Annotated in this window: 16 protein-coding genes and 1 riboswitch; of the genes, 12 read left to right on the top strand and 4 right to left on the bottom strand. The window is 69.2% G+C overall.

The annotated features are described in order from the left end of the window. The first annotated feature begins 57 nt into the window (after nt 1-57). From BLV94_RS13230 to BLV94_RS13200, 7 genes are all read left to right on the top strand, one after another. Nucleotides 58-1,053 carry an ABC transporter substrate-binding protein gene (locus BLV94_RS13230; protein WP_072948987.1) on the top strand — a complete coding sequence of 332 codons (996 nt, stop codon included), beginning with the start codon at nt 58-60 and terminating at the stop codon, nt 1,051-1,053. Beyond that, nucleotides 1,050-2,135 (top strand): FecCD family ABC transporter permease, encoded by a 1,086-nt coding sequence (locus BLV94_RS13225; RefSeq protein WP_072948962.1) that lies wholly within the window; start codon nt 1,050-1,052, stop codon nt 2,133-2,135. Before BLV94_RS13230 ends, BLV94_RS13225 begins: the two co-directional genes overlap by 4 nt. Further along, entirely contained in the window at nt 2,132-2,908 is a 777-nt protein-coding gene (locus BLV94_RS13220; protein ID WP_072948963.1) for an ABC transporter ATP-binding protein, read from the top strand. Before BLV94_RS13225 ends, BLV94_RS13220 begins: the two co-directional genes overlap by 4 nt. Then, on the top strand, nt 2,901-3,644 hold the full coding sequence (locus BLV94_RS13215; RefSeq protein WP_072948965.1) for a (2Fe-2S)-binding protein: 744 nt from the start codon (nt 2,901-2,903) through the stop codon (nt 3,642-3,644). Before BLV94_RS13220 ends, BLV94_RS13215 begins: the two co-directional genes overlap by 8 nt. Nucleotides 3,645-3,777: 133 nt before the next feature. Then, the gene (locus BLV94_RS13210) at nt 3,778-7,032 is read left to right on the top strand and encodes an error-prone DNA polymerase (RefSeq protein WP_072948967.1); all 3,255 of its coding nucleotides are present in this window, start codon (nt 3,778-3,780) and stop codon (nt 7,030-7,032) included. A gap of 24 nt (nt 7,033-7,056) precedes the next feature. Further along, the gene (locus BLV94_RS13205; RefSeq protein ID WP_072948969.1) at nt 7,057-7,950 is read left to right on the top strand and encodes a DUF4349 domain-containing protein; all 894 of its coding nucleotides are present in this window, start codon (nt 7,057-7,059) and stop codon (nt 7,948-7,950) included. After that, complete coding sequence (locus BLV94_RS13200; protein ID WP_072948971.1) at nt 7,947-8,255, top strand: rhodanese-like domain-containing protein; 309 nt, start codon at nt 7,947-7,949, stop codon at nt 8,253-8,255. Before BLV94_RS13205 ends, BLV94_RS13200 begins: the two co-directional genes overlap by 4 nt. A 21-nt stretch (nt 8,256-8,276) precedes the next feature. Here BLV94_RS13200 and BLV94_RS13195 read toward each other — a convergent pair whose 3' ends face one another. Beyond that, a complete protein-coding gene (locus tag BLV94_RS13195; protein ID WP_072948972.1) occupies nt 8,277-9,326 on the bottom strand; it encodes a TDT family transporter in 1,050 nt (349 codons plus the stop codon). Between the two features lie 89 nt (nt 9,327-9,415). Between BLV94_RS13195 and BLV94_RS13190 the strand changes: the two genes are divergently transcribed. After that, a complete protein-coding gene (locus BLV94_RS13190) occupies nt 9,416-10,360 on the top strand; it encodes a LysR family transcriptional regulator (protein WP_072948974.1) in 945 nt (314 codons plus the stop codon). On the opposite strand, the gene BLV94_RS13185 is transcribed toward BLV94_RS13190, so the two are convergent. Continuing rightward, nucleotides 10,341-10,808, bottom strand: coding sequence for a tRNA (cytidine(34)-2'-O)-methyltransferase (locus BLV94_RS13185; protein WP_072948988.1), 468 nt, complete (start codon nt 10,806-10,808; stop codon nt 10,341-10,343). The genes BLV94_RS13190 and BLV94_RS13185 overlap by 20 nt on opposite strands. Before the next feature lie 43 nt (nt 10,809-10,851). Here BLV94_RS13185 and BLV94_RS13180 point away from each other — a divergent pair, with 43 nt between their 5' ends. From BLV94_RS13180 to BLV94_RS13170, 3 genes are read left to right on the top strand one after another with little or no spacing between them, the layout of a single operon-like run. After that, nucleotides 10,852-11,457, top strand: a complete 606-nt coding sequence (locus tag BLV94_RS13180) for a pentapeptide repeat-containing protein (protein WP_072948976.1) — start codon at nt 10,852-10,854, stop codon at nt 11,455-11,457. A 33-nt stretch (nt 11,458-11,490) separates the two neighbouring features. Beyond that, on the top strand, nt 11,491-12,351 hold the full coding sequence (locus BLV94_RS13175; RefSeq protein WP_174705571.1) for a bifunctional methylenetetrahydrofolate dehydrogenase/methenyltetrahydrofolate cyclohydrolase: 861 nt from the start codon (nt 11,491-11,493) through the stop codon (nt 12,349-12,351). Between the two features lies 1 nt (nt 12,352). Next, nucleotides 12,353-12,637 (top strand): DUF3017 domain-containing protein, encoded by a 285-nt coding sequence (locus BLV94_RS13170; protein WP_072948979.1) that lies wholly within the window; start codon nt 12,353-12,355, stop codon nt 12,635-12,637. 30 nt (nt 12,638-12,667) lie between these two features. Here the strand turns inward: BLV94_RS13170 and metX are convergent, their stop codons facing one another. Then, nucleotides 12,668-13,786 (bottom strand): homoserine O-acetyltransferase MetX, encoded by a 1,119-nt coding sequence (gene metX, locus BLV94_RS13165; RefSeq protein ID WP_378675937.1) that lies wholly within the window; start codon nt 13,784-13,786, stop codon nt 12,668-12,670. Between the two features lie 2 nt (nt 13,787-13,788). Further along, complete coding sequence (locus BLV94_RS13160) at nt 13,789-15,072, bottom strand: bifunctional o-acetylhomoserine/o-acetylserine sulfhydrylase (RefSeq protein ID WP_072948983.1); 1,284 nt, start codon at nt 15,070-15,072, stop codon at nt 13,789-13,791. Nucleotides 15,073-15,188: 116 nt separating this feature from the next. Next, nucleotides 15,189-15,309: riboswitch (SAM riboswitch) on the bottom strand. Between the two features lie 275 nt (nt 15,310-15,584). Here BLV94_RS13160 and BLV94_RS13155 point away from each other — a divergent pair. After that, nucleotides 15,585-16,808 (top strand): NADP-dependent isocitrate dehydrogenase, encoded by a 1,224-nt coding sequence (locus tag BLV94_RS13155; protein WP_072948985.1) that lies wholly within the window; start codon nt 15,585-15,587, stop codon nt 16,806-16,808. The last annotated feature ends 176 nt before the right edge of the window (nt 16,809-16,984 follow it).

The following is a 16,984-nucleotide window of genomic DNA, read 5'->3' as shown; positions in this document are numbered from 1 at the left end:
TGCACGTGGGCGTCTGCCGGCTTCTCATTCGTGGCTCTGAGCCGCAATGAGGTTTACATGCACTGTCAGTTGTTCCGAAGTTCCGCTCTGGTCACGCTCGCCGTGGCCGCGCTGGTGGTCGCCGGATGTTCGCGCGGGGAGTCCGTGGGGCAGACCGCTTCCGCCGAATCCTTCGCCGAGCCGGTGTCCGTCACCAACTGCGCGCGAACGGAGACGTTCGACGCGCCGCCGCAGCGCATCGTCAGCATGAACGATCACGTCACCGAGGTGCTGATCGAGATGGGGGCCGGTGATCGCATCGTCGGCACGGGGTACGGCGACGCGACCCCGCTGCCGGAGTTCGCGGATGCCTTCGCGAAGATCCCGAAACTCGCGAAGGAATACCCGACCCGGGAACAGATCCTCGACCTCGACCCCGACCTGGTGGTCGGCGGCATGCGCAGCGCGTTCGACGAGAAGGAGGGACGATCGCGCGAATCCCTCGGCGAACAGGGCATCCCCACCTTCCTGTTCTCCGAGTACTGCGGGCAGGGCTTCCCCGACATCGGACTGCTGCGCAGCGACTACACGCAGCTCGGTGAGATCCTCGGCGTCCCGGACGAGGCAGTCGCCGTCAGCGACCGGGTGACGTCCGGGTTGCAGGCCGTGCGGGACGAGATCGCAGGCACCGCCCCGGTTCCGACGTTCTTCTACGATTCCGGCGAGGACGTTCCGCTGACGATCGGCGGTGTGGGTGTCGGCCATCTCATCGCGGACCACGCGGGTGCGGCCAACCTCTTCGCGGAGGGGGAGAAGCCGTATTCGAAGTCCACGTGGGAGATCATCGGTGAACGCGCCCCGGAGGCGATCGTCGTCCTCGACTACGGCACGACGAGCGCGCAGGCGAAGATCGACTTCCTGAAGTCGCACCCGATCATGTCGACGACGCCCGCCGTGAAAGCCGGCCGTTTCGTGGTGGTGCCGCTCGACGACTTCTTCGAGAGCCCGCGCCTGGTGCGGTCGGTGGAGACGATCGCGCGGGCGCTGCATCCGGACGCCGTCGGCGCGCGATGACCACGACCGCCGAACGTGCGGCGCCCCCGGCGCCTGTGTCGCACCCGGTCCGCGCCCGCCTCGGTTACGCGGGCCTGATGATGCTGCTCGCCCTGACGACCCTGTTCGTCCTCGGCCTCGCGGTGTCGTTCGGTTCGGTGCGCATCCCGGTCGGCGACGTCTGGGCGATCGTCGCGCACCGGGTGGCCCCGGGTGCGTTCGAGCCCTGGTGGTCGCAGGCCCGGGAATCGATCGTGCTGGACTCCCGGTTGCCGCGGGCGCTGACCGCCGCGGTCGTCGGGGCGGCGCTCGCCCTGGCAGGAGCCGTGGCGCAGGCGGTGACACGTAATCCGCTGGCCGATCCGTATCTGCTCGGCGTGTCCTCGGGTGCGGGTTTCGGCGTGGTGGTGGTGACGGTGCTCGGGCTCGGAGTGGGAGCGCTCGGCGTGTTCACGATTCCCGCCGCGGCGTTCCTGGGCGCCATGGTGCCGCTGTTCCTGTCACTGGCGATCGGCGGCCGGTATCCGCAGCCGACCGCGGTCATCCTCGTCGGTGTCGCGTCGGCGCAGGTGTTCTCCGCCCTCATCACCTTCTCGATCCTGGTCGTCGCCGACGAGCACCAACTGAGTTCGGTGATGCACTGGCTGGCGGGCGGTTTCGGCGACTCACGCTGGTCGACGGTGATTTTCCCGGCTCTCGCACTCGCGACGGTGGGGGCGGCGATGATGCTGAGCGCGAGCCGTGTCGACCTGCTGCAGGCGGGAGACGACGGCGCCGCCGCCCTGGGGATGAACGTGCGGCGCTTCCGCGTCGTGCAGTTGCTCGGGGTGTCGATGCTGGCAGGGGCGGCCGTGTCCGTCGCCGGCGGCATCGGCTTCATCGGCCTGCTCGTGCCGCACCTGGCCGGGTACGTCGTGGGTGCCCGCGCGGTCAGGCTGCTGCCCGTCGCCGCGTTCCTCGGCGCGATCGCGATGGTCGCGGCGGACACGGCCGCGAGGTCGGTCGCGCGGAGCATCGAGGTCCCGGTGGGCGTCGTCACCGCCCTGGTGGGAGCACCGATCTTCGTGTGGATGCTGTACCGGCAGTACGGGAGGGCCGAGTGACCGCGCTGAGCCTGCACCGGGTCCGCGCCGAACTCGGATCGCGGGAAGTGCTGCACGGCGTCGACCTCGCCGTCCGTCCCGGTGAGGTGCTGGCGCTGGTCGGGCCCAACGGTTCCGGGAAGACCACGGCGCTGCGCTGCTGCTACCGCGCGCTCACCCCGACCGCGGGCGCCGTCGTCGTCGACGGAACGGACAGCGCCGATCTGGGCAGACGAGAACTCGCCCGCACGATCGGCGCGAGCACCCAGGAACCGCGGGTGTCCGCGGGACTGACCGTGCGCGAATCCGTGTCGCTCGGACGCGTCCCGCACCGGGGCTGGTTCGAACGGGCGAACGGGGTCGACGGCGAAATCGTGGAGACGTGTATATGGCAGGTGGGGCTGGCCGAACTCGCCGGCCGCGACGTGCAGGCGCTGTCCGGTGGGGAACGCCAGCGGGTGTCGATCGCCCGGGCTCTCGCGCAGCAGCCGCGGGTCCTGCTGCTCGACGAACCCACCAACCACCTCGACCTGCGACATCAGCTGACGGTGATGAACCTGCTGCGCGACCGCGCGCGCGACGGTCTCGCGATCGTCGTGACCATGCACGACCTCCGGCTGGCCGTGGAGTACTGCGACACCCTGGCCGTGCTGCACGATGGACGGGTGATCAGCACCGGTCCGCCCGCCGACGTCCTGGACGACACCGTGCTCGGCGGGGTGTTCGGCATCCGCGCCGTCGTGCGGTCGAGTCCGCGGCTGACGATGGAGATCCTGGGGCTGGCCGATGGATGAGCAACTGCGGCGCGCGTACGAGCTGACCGCACGCCGCGTCCCGATGATCGCCGACCAGATCGCACACCCCGGCGCAGCCTCGTTCCCGGCCGTGCGCCTGACCGATCCCGGCTGGCTCGCGGACCGGGTCGCGGACACGGAGGCGCGGTGGGGCAGCGACGGTCCCCGGGTCAACGGCACCCTGTGGTGGTACTCGGCCAGCTCGACGCTGACCGGGATCCCGATCGCGACCGCGCTCGTCACGGGTGTCGCCGCCCACCCGGGGCTCGGCGACGCCGTGGCATTCCTCCGCGACGACGGGTACCTCGGGGGCATCACCGCGTCGTCGGGGCTGCCGGTCACCGAGGGGCTGTCCGAACTCGCGGCCGAGATGGCCGCGGCACTGACGCCGATCGTCGATGCGCTCGCCGCGGTGTCGGGGGTGCGGCACGCCGCGATGTGGGCGATCACCACGGATTCGATCGCCAACCGGGCCCTCGACGCGGGAACGGCGTGCGGCGACCGCGCCCGCGGCAGCATCTTCGCCCGGGGTCTGGTGGACGCACTTCGCCGCGCCGGTGTCGTGCTGCCGGACCCGCGGTTCGTCGACGTCCGGGCCGGGACGCTGTCGCGCCGGTTCACGCAACGGGCGTCGTGCTGCCTGATCTACGAGACCCCCGGCTCGGGCAAGTGCGTGAGCTGCCCGCGAAGGCCTGCCGAGGACCGTCTGAGAGGTCTGGCCGCGCTCGTGACGTGACCTGCGTTGACCGTCCCGTGAGGGTGATGGCACACTGACAGTGTTCGAACTCCCGTTCGAATGATGCGCCTTCCCCAGCGGCATCTTCTGTGATCTCGGCACGCACGTGCGCGGGTAGAAGAGGTGTAATCAGATGGGTTGGGGAAACGGTCCGCCGACGTGGTCCGAGATGGAACGCGTCCTGTCGGGCAGGCCGGGGCGGGTCGACCCGGAGTCGATGTATCCGGGCGACGGCGGCGACAGTCCCGCATGGTCGCGTAAACGGGGGGAGTACCGGGCGGGCCGTCAGGAGCGTTCCGGTTCCACCGTGCCGTACGCCGAACTGCACGCGCACTCGGCGTTCAGCTTCCTCGACGGCGCCTCCCCGCCGGAAGAGCTGGTGGAGGAGGCCGTCCGGCTCGGTCTCGAGGCCATCGCGCTCACCGACCACGACGGGTTCTACGGTGTGGTCCGGTTCGCCGAGGCGGCGAAGGAACTGAACATGCGCACCGTGTTCGGGTCCGAACTGACGTTGGACGACGCGCACCTGCTGGTGCTGGCGCGAGGCCAGGAGGGGTACCGGCGGCTCTCCCGGGAGATCGCGGCGGCGCATCTCGCGGGAGGGGAGAAGGGCAGGCTGCGCTACGACCTCGGCGGCCTCGCCGATGCCGCCGGCGGGCACTGGCAGATCCTGACCGGCTGCCGGAAGGGGCATGTGCGTCAGGCGCTGGCCGGTGGCGGCCCGGACGCCGCGGCCGTCCGGCTCCGGGACCTGATCGACCGATTCGGGGCCGACCGGGTCACGGTGGAGCTCACCCATCACGGCGTCGCGGAGGACGCTGAGCGCAACGCCTGCCTCGCCGAACTCGCACAGCAGCACGGACTTCGGGTGATCGCGTCCACGGCGGCACACTTCGCGGGACCGCCGCGAAGGAGACTGGCCATGGCGATGGCCGCCGTCCGGGCCCGGCAGAGTCTCGACGACGCGGCCGGGCACCTGGCGCCCGCCGGGGGAGCGCACCTGCGGTCCGGTGAGGAGATGGCGCACCTCTTCGCCGCGTACCCGGACGCCGTCCGCGGTGCGGCGGAGCTCGGCCTGGAGTGTGCGTTCGACCTGCGGCTCATCGCGCCGCAACTGCCCCCGTTCGACGTTCCCGACGGACACACCGAGGCCGGCTGGCTGCGCAGGCTCACGATGGACGGGGCCCGTCGCCGCTACGGCGCGCCTGCGGACCGGCCGGAGGCCTACCGGCAGATCGAGCACGAACTGGACATCATCACCGGGCTGAACTTCCCGGGTTACTTCCTGGTGGTCCACGACATCGTGTCGTTCTGCAAGAACAACGACATCCTCTGCCAGGGAAGGGGTTCGGCGGCCAACTCCGCCGTCTGCTACGCCATCGGCATCACCAACGTGGATCCCGTCCGCAACAAGCTGCTGTTCGAACGTTTCCTCTCACCCGAACGCGACGGCCCCCCGGACATCGACGTCGACATCGAATCCGACCGCCGGGAGGAGGCCATCCAGCACGTCTACACCAAGTATGGACGCCAGTACGCGGCGCAGGTGGCGAACGTCATCACATACCGCGGAAAGTCCTCGGTCCGGGACATGGCCCGGGCGCTGGGTTTCTCGCAGGGGCAGCAGGACGCGTGGAGCAAGCAGGTCAGCCGCTGGGGTGGGATCGGGAAGGAGGCCGGCACCGACATCCCGCCCGCCGTCCTCGAACTGGCCGCTCAGATCGAGGGGTTTCCGCGGCACCTCGGCATCCACTCGGGTGGCATGGTGATCTGCGACCGGCCGATCGCCGACGTGTGCCCGGTGGAGTGGGCGCGCATGGCGAACCGCAGTGTTCTGCAGTGGGACAAGGACGATTGCGCTGCGGTGGGTCTGGTGAAATTCGACATGCTGGGCCTCGGCATGCTCTCCGCGCTGCACTACATGATCGACCTCGTGGCCGAGCACAAGGGGATCGAGGTCGATCTGGCGCAGCTGGACCTCTCCGAGGAGGCCGTCTACGAGATGCTGCAGCGGGCAGACTCGGTGGGGGTGTTCCAGGTGGAGTCGCGGGCCCAGATGGCCACCCTGCCGAGGCTGAAACCGCGGAACTTCTACGACCTGGTGGTGGAGGTGGCGCTCATCCGCCCCGGCCCGATCCAGGGCGGATCGGTGCACCCGTACATCCGCCGCCGCAACAAGCTCGAACCGGTGACCTACGACCACCCGTCTCTGGAGAAGGCGCTGAAGCGGACGCTGGGTGTGCCGCTGTTCCAGGAACAGCTGATGCAGATGGCGGTCGACGTGGCGGGTTTCAGCCCGGCCGAGGCCGACCAGCTCCGCCGGGCCATGGGGTCCAAGCGGTCGCCCGAGAAGATGGAACGGCTGAGGGGGCGGCTCTACCAGGGCATGCGGGACCTGCACGGAATCGGCGAGGACGTCGCCGACCGGATCTACGAGAAGCTGTACGCTTTCGCGAATTTCGGTTTCCCCGAAAGTCATTCGCAGAGTTTCGCGGCCCTGGTGTTCTATTCGTCGTGGTTCAAGCTGCATCACCCGGCGGCGTTCTGCGCCGGTCTGCTGCGGGCGCAGCCGATGGGGTTCTACTCGCCGCAGTCGCTGGTGGCCGACGCCCGCAGGCACGGGGTGCGGGTGCACGGCGCGGACGTCAATGCGAGCCTCGCGCACGCCACCGTCGAGGCGGGCGGGACGGAGGTGCGGCTCGGGCTCGGGGAGGTGCGGCACATCGGGACCGCGCTGGCCGAGCGGATCGTCGAGTCCCGCGGCGACGGCGGGCCGTACACGTCCTTCCTCGACCTCACCGGCCGGGTGGAACTGAGCACGGCACAGGCCGAATCACTGGCCACCGCAGGTGCTCTCGACAGTTTCGGGTTGTCCCGGCGGGAGGCGCTGTGGGCGGCGGGCGCCGCGGCGGGAGAGCGTCGCGACCGGCTGCCGGGGATCGGGGCGTCCACCCGCGCGCCGACCCTGCCGGGGATGAGCGATCTCGAACTGGCCGCGGCGGACGTGTGGGCCACCGGGGTGTCACCGGACACGTATCCCACCGAGTTCCTGCGCCCGCAACTCGATGCGCTCGGGGTGATCCCGGCGGCGCACCTGCTCGACGTTCCCGACGGCGACCGGGTTCTGGTGGGTGGGGCGGTGACGCACCGGCAGCGCCCGGCGACGGCGGCGGGGGTCACGTTCATCAACCTCGAGGACGAGACCGGCATGGTCAACGTCGTCTGTTCGGTGGGGTTGTGGGCGAAGTACCGCAAACTCGCCAACACGGCACCCGCACTGCTGGTCCGCGGCAAGGTGCAGAACGCCGAAGGCGCGGTGACGGTGGTGGCGGATCGGTTGCAGCTGATGGATTTGCGGGTGTCCGCCAAATCCAGGGACTTCCGATGAGCCCCGCACCGCTAGCATCTGGTCATGAGGAGATACGTGTTGTCGGCGATCGTCGTGGCTACGCTGACGCTCGCGGGGTGTGGTGAGATCGACAGCGACTCCTCCCAGCAGACACCCGCCCCGTCGCCCGGGGACTCGAGCCAGATGGAAATCGGCGGGGCAGTGCAGGCGCCCGCGAAAGACCAGGCCCCCACCGACCGCCAGGAGATCATCACCGGTCAGGTCGCGCTCACCGCGGACGACCCGGTGGCCGTCGGCAGGCAGATCGTGGACAAGGTCGACGATCTGGGCGGGCGCGTCGACCAGCTCACCGAACAGCCGGGCTCCGACGACCAGGACGCCAGCAGTTCCCTGACCATCCGGGTGCCCGCCGACTCGCTCACCCGGACGTTGGACGATCTGCGGGAACTGGGCAAGGTCACCAGCGTCAGCGTCACGAAGAGCGACGTGACGATGCAGTCGCAGGATCTCGACGCCCGGATCAACGCATTGACGGCGTCCGTCACCCGTCTGCAGGGGCTCATCACGTCGGCCGCGAACACCGCGGATCTGATCGAGGCCGAGAAAGCGTTGTCGGAGCGGCAGGGCGAACTGGACAGCCTCACCGCCCAGAAGCGGACGCTGAGCGACCAGGTGGCACTGGCCACACTCATGGTCGACGTCACCTCCACCGATGTCGAGCCGCCCAGTCCCGGTCCGGACAACTTCTGGGAAGGCGTCGTCGCGGGCTGGAACGCCCTGCTGTCGGCGATCGCGGCCGGCGCCGTGGTCGTCGGGGCGCTGATTCCCTGGTTCGGTTTCGTGGCCGTCATCGCACTGGTCGTGTACGGCGCGTACCGTCTGCGCCGGATGTACAACAGGCCGCCCGGACCCCCGTCGGGACCGGCGCCGGAACGAGAAGAGGCGAAGACGCAATGATCGAAGTCGACCTGAATGCCCTGGACGGCGCGTTGGCGTCGGGTGCCCCCGTCATCGACGTGCGCGAGGCCGACGAATACGCCCAGGCCCGGGTTCCGGGAGTGACACTGATTCCGCTCAGCGAGTTCGTCGCGCGCGTGGACGAGATCCCGGAGGCCGACGTCGTCTACGTGATCTGCGCGGTCGGCGGCCGGAGCCTGCAGGCGGCGGAGTACCTGAATGCGCGGGGGATCAACGCCGTGTCGGTGGCGGGCGGGACGTCCGCGTGGATGCAGTCCGGACGCCCCGTCGAGTCGGGCGCCTGACACCCGAGTCACGGTTCGTGGTCAGCGCGCCGAGCTGAAGGCGTGGGCTGCGGAATCGTCCCGGGCGCCGCGCTCACCCAGTCGCCCGGCGGCGTGCCGCAGTGTGTGGACCGCGACGGTGCCCCAGATGACGACCAGCGCGCACCACAGGGTCACGCCTGCGCCGACGATCACGACGGAGTCCGTCGCCAGGCCGAGGGAGTTCGCTCCCAGCGCGCAGGTTCCGACGGGGAACGTGAAACTCCACCAGCTGGGGGTGAACGTCAACCCGCGGCGAAAGGCCCTGGCGGTCACGGTGACCACGGTCGCGAGGGCGAGGACGCCGAGCGCGCCGACGGTGGTCCCGTAGACGACGCCCACCGCGTGGAGCCAGGCGTGGCCGGACGCCGCGCCGAGCAGATTGATCGCCGCCACCGACTGCCCGATCACGCCGAGCGGAATCCAGAGCGTCGGCACGAGCGGGTTGGCGGGGAGCCCGTTGCTCAGCAGATGGCGGCCGACGACGACGGCGACGGTCACCGCGGCGCTCAGCGCCAGCGCGAACAGCGAGTAGCAGACCACCAGCATCGCGATCTGAGGTGCGCCCTCGGGAAGGTGTTTGACCAGTGCGGATCCGGAGGCGGCCGACACCATGGGCGGTACTACGGGCATGAGCCAGGACGGCACCGGTGTCACCTGGTGGGGCCGGGTCAGCCTGCGGGCCATGACGGCGTAGGTGACGAGCCCGATGCCGGTCCCGATCGTCCAGAGTGTGGCCGAGGCGGGGACGGCGACGTCGCCGAGAAGTGCGTGACCCGCGGATCCGGTGCCGGCGCCGACGGTCAGCACTGCCATCGACACGGCGCCGTAGAACGGGAACATCGTGTGGCTGCGCGCGTCGGCGAGTGCGTCGTCGCGGCGGCGGATCCAGTGCCGAACCAGTGCGGTCGTGAGCAGCACGAGCAGCGTCACGGCGATCAGCCAGAAGACCTCGGAGGCCGTCCGGACCACCGGAACGCCGGCCGGAAATGCGGCGGCGACGACTGCGAGGATGCCGGTGCCCATCACTGCTGCGAACCAATTCGGGGTCATACCCAGAGCTTGCCGTCGCATCGTCGTGGCCGGTAGAAGGCTTGTCGTTGAATGCCCACAAATCACGTTTGTGGGACTAGCCTTGGGTTGTGCCGCTGTCTCCCCGAGTACCCGAACTCAGTGCCCTCGACGTCCTGTTGTCCGTCGAGCGGCTCGGAAGCATGGGTGCGGCGGGGCGCGAGCACGGGCTCAGCCAGCAGGCCGTCAGCGCCCGGGTGCGGTCGGCCGAGCGCCAGTTCGGCATCAAGGTGTTCAGCCGCGGCGCCAGCGGGGTGCGGCCCACGTCGGAGGGTGCGCTCATCCTCGAATGGGCGAGTCACATCCTCGCCACGGCGGAGGAGCTGGCGTCGGGAGTCGCGGCGCTGCGAGGGGAACGGCAGGCCGGCCTGACGGTCGCGGCCAGCATGACGATCGCCGAGTATCTGGTTCCCGGGTGGACCGTCGCGATGCGGCGCAAGTACCCGAATGTGGTCACGAACGTCCGGCTGCTGAACTCGTCGGAGGTGACCGCCCGGGTGCTGTCGGGCGAGGCCGATCTCGGGTTCGTCGAGGGCCCGGACATTCCGGCGGGACTGCAGGTGCGGGAGATCGGCCGCGACCACCTGGTGGTCGTGGTGCCGCCGGGGCACGAATGGGTGCGCCGGTCGCCGATTCCGGTGTCCGAACTCGCCGCGACGCCGATGATCCAGCGGGAATCCGGGTCCGGAACACGCACAACCCTCGAGAATGCGGTCCCGCAGTGCGTCCCGCCGCTGCTGGAGCTGACGTCGTGCACGGCGGTGAAGGCGGCCGTCGTGGCGGGCAACGCTCCGGCGGTGCTGTCCTCGCTGGCGGTCGCCGCCGACCTGACGGACGGCAGGCTCGCCTCCGTCCAGGTGGAGGGGCTGACGCTGCCGCGGCGGTTGTCGGCCGTCTGGGACCCGGTGCGCGGGGTGCAGGGCGCGGCCCGCGACTTCCTCGACATCGCCCTCGGCGCGGGCGCCGCCGCGGGCGTCGGGGCCATGGCTGCCGGAGCTACAGCGCAGCCCCGCTGAATCCGTGCTGGCGCCACGCCTCGTACGTCACGAGGGCCGCGGCGTTGGACAGGTTCAGCGACCGCCGGCCGGGCAGCATCGGGATGCGGAGCCGCTCCGTCACGTGCGGATCGGCCAGCACCTCCGCCGACAGTCCGGTGGGCTCCGGACCGAACAGCAGGACGTCGCCTGGCCGGTAGGCGATGTCGGCGTACGACACGGTGGCGTGCGCGGTGAACGCGAACACCCGCGCCGGTTCCACCGCGGCCCAGGCCGCCTCCAGGTTCTCGTGCACGGTCACCGACGCCAGGTCGTGGTAGTCGAGCCCGGCCCGTTTGAGTTTCGGCTCGGACAGGTCGAACCCGAGTGGTCCCACGAGGTGCAGTTCGCAACCGGTGCCCGCCACCATGCGGATGGCGTTGCCGGTGTTGGGTGGGATTCGGGGTTGGTGGAACATCACTCGGAACACCCGCACAGCTTAGGGCCACACCGTGAGGCGGCATGATGGACGCATGGATCCGGTCGAAGAGGTGGTGGGTGAGGACTACGGCGACGCACGGCTCCCCGCGCAGAACTGGCAGCGGCGGCACTACACGAAATGCAACTTCCGTGACGCCGACCTGAGCGAACTCCGCACCGAGTCGGTGATCTTCACCGAATGCGATTTCACGGGCGCCGACCTCGCCGAGTCGCACCACGTGGGGACGGCGTTCCGCTCGTGCGCGTTCACCAGAACGACGCTGTGGCACAGCGAGTTCCGCAATTGCAGCTTCCTCGGTTCGGAGTTCGACAACTGCCGGCTGCGCCCGATGGTCTTCGACGAGTGCGACTTCACGCTCGTGTCGTTGGGCGGCGCGGACCTGCGCGGACTCGATTTCACGGACTGCCGGTTCCGGGAAGCCAACCTCGTCCGCACGGACCTCCGCCGGGCCGTGCTGCGCTCGGCGGACCTGTTCGGGGCCCGCACCGGCGGCGCGAAATTCGACGGCGCGGACCTGCGCGGGGCGCACGTCGACGCGAACCTGTGGACGGCGGCCTCACTGGACAAGGCGCAGATCGAACTCACCCAGGCCATCGCGTACGCGACGGCCAACGGGCTCGTGGTGGAACCTGCCTGACACTGGTTCGGCGAACCTGAGAGAATGGGGCACGTGACTGCAACGATCCTCGATGGCAAGGCGACCCGCGACGAGATTTTCGAAGACCTGAAGGTGCGGGTGAGCGCCCTGAAGGACAAGGGCATCACGCCCGGTCTCGGCACCGTTCTGGTGGGGGACGACCCGGGGTCGGCCGCTTACGTGCGCGGCAAGCACAACGACTGCGCGAAGGTCGGGATCACCTCGATCCGCCGCGACCTGCCCGCGGACATCACGCAGGAGAAGCTCGACGCCACCATCGACGAGCTCAACGCCAACCCCGACTGCACCGGGTACATCGTGCAGCTCCCGGTGCCGAAGCAGCTCGACGAGAACGCCGCGCTCGAGCGCATCGACCCCGACAAGGACGCCGACGGCCTGCACCCGGTCAACCTCGGCCGCCTGGTGCTGGGCAAGGAAGCGCCGCTGCCGTGCACGCCGCGCGGAATCCTGCACCTGCTGCGCCGCTACGAGGTCCCGATCGAGGGGGCGCACGTCGTCGTCGTCGGTCGCGGTGTCACCGTGGGCCGCCCGATCGGCCTGCTGTTCACCCGGCGCAGCGAGAACGCCACCGTCACCCTCTGCCACACCCGCACGCGGGACCTCGGAGCGGAGGTCCGGCGCGCCGACATCGTCATCGCGGCGGCGGGTGTTCCCGGGCTGGTGACGGCCGACATGGTCAAGCCCGGCGCCGCGGTACTCGACGTGGGCGTGAGCCGCACCGAGGACGGGCTGCGCGGCGACGTGGCGGCGGACGTCGCCGAGGTCGCCGGTTTCCTGTCCCCGAACCCCGGCGGGGTCGGACCGCTGACCCGCGCGTTCCTGCTGACCAACGTCGTGGAGCGGGCTGAGCGTGTCGCAGCGTCTCTCGGCTGAGATGGCCGACTGGGGGCAGTTCGCGAAGAAGAACCTGCCGATGCTGGCAGTCCTCGTCGTCATCGTCGTGGCCGTGGTGTTCGTGCTCGCGGACCGGTGGCGGCGGGGAGCGTTCGTGTTCGGTATCGCCACCCTGCTCGCGGCAGCGTTCCGGTTGACGATGCCGTCGGAGCGCGTCGGACTGCTCGCGGTGCGCAGCAAGGCCTTCGACGTGGGCGCACTCGTGGCCGTCGGCGGCGCGATTGTCTGGCTGGCCGTGTCGATCGACCCGCTCGGAACCGACTGACGGTCCGAGCGGGCGTCGCCCGGCGCGGGATCAGCGCCCGGCGCGTGCCAGTTGCATCGTTTCGGACAGCAGTTTCGCGACGGCGGCAGCCTCGGTGAGGAACCCGTCGTGGCCGTCCCGCGAGTTGAGTACCCGCAGGCCGTCGCAGGTGGGGATGTCCTCGGCCAGATCCTCCTGCAGGCGGATCGGGTACAGGCGGTCGGAGTCGACGCCGCCCACGATGACGGGTGCGGTGATCGCCCCCAGCGCCGCCGAGATACCCCCGCGGCCGCGGCCCACGTCGTGCCGGTTCATGGCCTCGGACAGCAGCACGTACGTGCCCGGGTCGAACCTGCCGACCAGCTTGTCGGCCTGGTGCTGGAGGTAGCTCTCGACGGAGTACCGCCCGCCGCGCCAGGGGTCCTCGCCGTCCTGCGGCGAGTTCGCGAACCGAGAGTCGAGTTCGCTCTCGGTGCGGTACGTGAGGTGCGCGATCCTGCGGGCGATGCGCAGTCCGGTCCGGGGGGTCCGGCCGGTGCCGTGGTAGTCGCCGCCCAGCCAGTCGGGGTCGCTGGTGATGGCCTCGATCTGCGTGGTCTGCGTGCCGATCTGATCCGCGGTCGCACGGGCGCCGACCGCGAGAACGAGCGCCGACGCAACCTGGTCCGGGTACGTCACGGCCCACTCGAGCGCGCGCATGCCGCCCATCGAACCACCGACCACGGACGCCAGCTTGTCGATCCCCAGAAGGTCGGTGAACTTCTTCTCGGCCGCGATCTGGTCGCGGATGGTGATCTCCGGGAAGCGGCTGCCCCACGGGCGCCCGTCCTCCGCGACCGAACCGGGACCGGTGGTGCCGCGGCAGCCACCGAGGACGTTGGTCGCGACGACGCACCACTCGTCGGTGTCGATCGGCGCACCCGGACCGACCATTCCGCTCCACCATCCGGGGGAGGGGTGCTCGTCGGTGACGGGGCCGGTGACGTGGGAGTCGCCGGTGAGGGCGTGCTCGACGAGCACCACGTTGTCACGGTTCGGGGACAGTTCGCCCCACCGCTGCACGGCGAGAGTCACGGACGGGATCACCGCGCCGTTCTCGAGTTCGAGCGATCCGATGTCGACGGTGCCGAGACGTCCGTCGGCCACGGGGAGGTTCTGCACTGCGCTCACGGTCAAGATGCCGCCGCCGTAATTCCGGACTCGATATCGGCGATGATGTCGTCGATCCCTTCGATGCCGACCGCCAGGCGGACCAGTCCGGGGGTGACGCCGCTGGCGGCCTGCTCCTCCGGGGTCAGCTGGGAGTGTGTGGTGGACGCCGGGTGGATCACCAGCGAGCGGACGTCACCGATGTTCGCGACGTGGCTGTGGAGGGTGAGTGCGTTGACGAACTTCTTGCCCGCGTCGATGCCGCCGGCGAGTTCGAACGTCACGATGGCACCCGCACCCCTCGGCGCGATCTGCTTCGCCCGGTCGTACCACGGTGACGACGGGAGCCCGGCGTATCCGACGGACACGATCTCCGGCCGTGCCTCCAGGTACTGGGCGACGGCGGTCGCATTGGACACGTGCCGTTCCATCCGCAGGCTCAGCGTCTCGAGGCCCTGCGCGATGAGGAACGCGTTGAACGGGGAGATCGCGGAACCGAGGTCGCGGAGCAACTGCACGCGGGCTTTGAGGGCGAACGCGGGCGGTCCGAGTTCGGAGTAGACGACGCCGTGGTAACTCGGGTCCGGGGTGGTGAAGCTGCTGTGCCGGCCCTGGGTCCAGTCGAACGTGCCGCCGTCGACGATGACGCCCGCGATGGCCGTGCCGTGACCGCCGAGGTACTTGGTGGCCGAGTGCACCACGATGTCCGCGCCGTGCTCGAGCGGGCGGATCAGGTAGGGGGTGGCCACGGTGTTGTCGACGATCAGCGGGAGTCCGTGCTGGTGTGCGACGCCGGAGATGCCGGGCAGGTCGAGCACGTCGTTGCGGGGATTGGAGATGGTCTCGCCGTAGAACGCCCTCGTGTTGTCCCGGATCGCGTTCTTCCACTGCTCGAGGTCGTCGGGGTCTTCGACGAACGAGACCTCGATGCCGAGCTTGGGCAGCGTGTAGTGGAAGAGGTTGTAGGTGCCGCCGTACAGGCGCGGGCTGGAGACGATGTGGTCGCCCGCCTCGGCGAGGTTCAGGATCGCGAACGTCTCGGCGGCCTGCCCGGACGACAGCATGAGGGCGGCGACGCCGCCTTCGAGGGCGGCGATGCGCTGCTCGACGGCGTCCTGGGTGGGGTTCATGATGCGGGTGTAGATGTTGCCGGGCTCGGCCAGACCGAACAGCGCGGCAGCGTGATCGGTGCTGTCGAACGTGTACGAGGTGGTCTGGTAGATCGGCAGCGCCCGCGCCTTGGTGGTCGCGTCGGACGTCTGCCCGGCGTGGATCTGCTTGGTCTCGAACGACCAGTTCTCGGTCATGTGCTGTCTACTCCAGTGGTCTGACGAGGCGCGGACGAGGAACTGGTTCGTTCGCGCACAGGGCTGTCTGGGGTCTATCTACGACAACAACAACGCATCATGAACCTCCGATGTCGGACCCGCGCTTGTCACCCGACTGTTGTATGAATCAGGGAACCAGGTCATCACCCGGGGCACCCCACCGCGGCGGAGGGTTGCCGGCCAGCTAGCCGGGGCTCGTTGCTGGCACTCATGACCTCTGTTGAATCTTAGCGGCTGCGGCGAAGCGACCGGAAACGGCACCGATCAGGCCCGCTGGCAGCGAAAAGTTACCAGCTGGTAGGGAGGGGGATTTCGCACCCACATCTTGCGCGCCCCGGGCATAGCAGTACGCTTGTCTTGTTTAAGTGCGGTCTCTCCAGCGGCCGCATCGACCGTCTACGTTTGACAAGCGAACCGTTCGCGGACCCACTCACGAAGTGCGCCCGCAACCGTGTAACCAGGGAATCTTCCTAGGAGGACGCGAAGCACCCATGTCCAAAATCAAGGTTGAGGGCACCGTCGTCGAACTCGACGGCGACGAGATGACACGCATCATCTGGCAGTTCATCAAAGACAAGCTGATCCATCCCTACCTGGATGTGAACCTGGAGTACTACGACCTCGGTATCGAGTACCGGGACGAGACCGACGACCAGGTCACCGTCGACGCGGCCAACGCCATCAAGAAGCACGGCGTCGGCGTCAAGTGCGCGACGATCACCCCGGACGAGGCACGCGTCGAGGAGTTCGGCCTCAAGAAGATGTGGCGGTCGCCCAACGGCACCATCCGCAACATCCTCGGTGGCACGATCTTCCGCGCGCCGATCATCATCTCCAACGTCCCGCGACTGGTTCCGGGCTGGACGAAGCCGATCATCATCGGCCGTCACGCCTTCGGCGACCAGTACCGCGCCACCGACTTCAAGGTCCCCGGCCCCGGCAAGGTGATGATCACCTACACGCCCGAGGACGGCAGCGAGCCGATCGAGCACGAACTGGTGAACTTCCCCGACGGCGGCGGCGTCGTCCAGGGTCAGTACAACTTCACCAAGTCCATCGAGGACTTCGCGCGCGCCTCGCTCAACTACGGCCTGCAGCAGAATTACCCGGTGTACCTGTCGACCAAGAACACCATCCTCAAGGCGTACGACGGCGCGTTCAAGGACATCTTCCAGCACGTCTACGAGACCGAGTTCAAGCCGGAATTCGACGCGGCAGGACTCACCTACGAGCACCGCCTCATCGACGACATGGTCGCGTCGGCGCTCAAGTGGGAGGGCGGCTACGTCTGGGCCTGCAAGAACTACGACGGCGACGTCCAGTCCGACACCGTCGCGCAGGGCTTCGGATCGCTCGGCCTCATGACCTCCGTGCTGCTGACCCCGGACGGAAAGACGTGTGAGGCCGAGGCCGCACACGGCACCGTGACGCGTCACTTCCGTCAGCACCAGCAGGGCAAGCCGACGTCCACCAACCCCATCGCGTCGATCTTCGCGTGGACCCGTGGACTCGAGCACCGCGGCAAGCTGGACAGCACCCCCGACGTCATCGGCTTCGCGCAGAAGCTCGAAGACGTGGTCATCAAGACCGTCGAGGGTGGCCAGATGACCAAGGACCTCGCGATGCTGGTCGGCGGCGACCAGGGCTACCTGACCACCGAGGAATTCCTCGGTGCACTGGACATCAACCTCCAGAAGGCCATCGCCGAGCAGTAGGCACCGACGCCGCAGCAGTACGAAACGGGACGCCCCTCGCCGGGGTCGTCCCGTTTCGCGTCTCCGGGGCCGGGTGAGTCATCTCACGGCCGCTCGCGGCGCGAAACGCGGAATCCGGGGAAGAGAATTCCGGTGTGGGTCGTTGCGCTACGAGGCGCCGTGCGCCGCGTAGTCGT

It is taken from the genome of Rhodococcus koreensis, assembly GCF_900105905.1.
GTDB lineage: Bacteria > Actinomycetota > Actinomycetes > Mycobacteriales > Mycobacteriaceae > Rhodococcus_F > Rhodococcus_F koreensis.
This window is presented reverse-complemented; position numbering and strand designations above follow the sequence as displayed.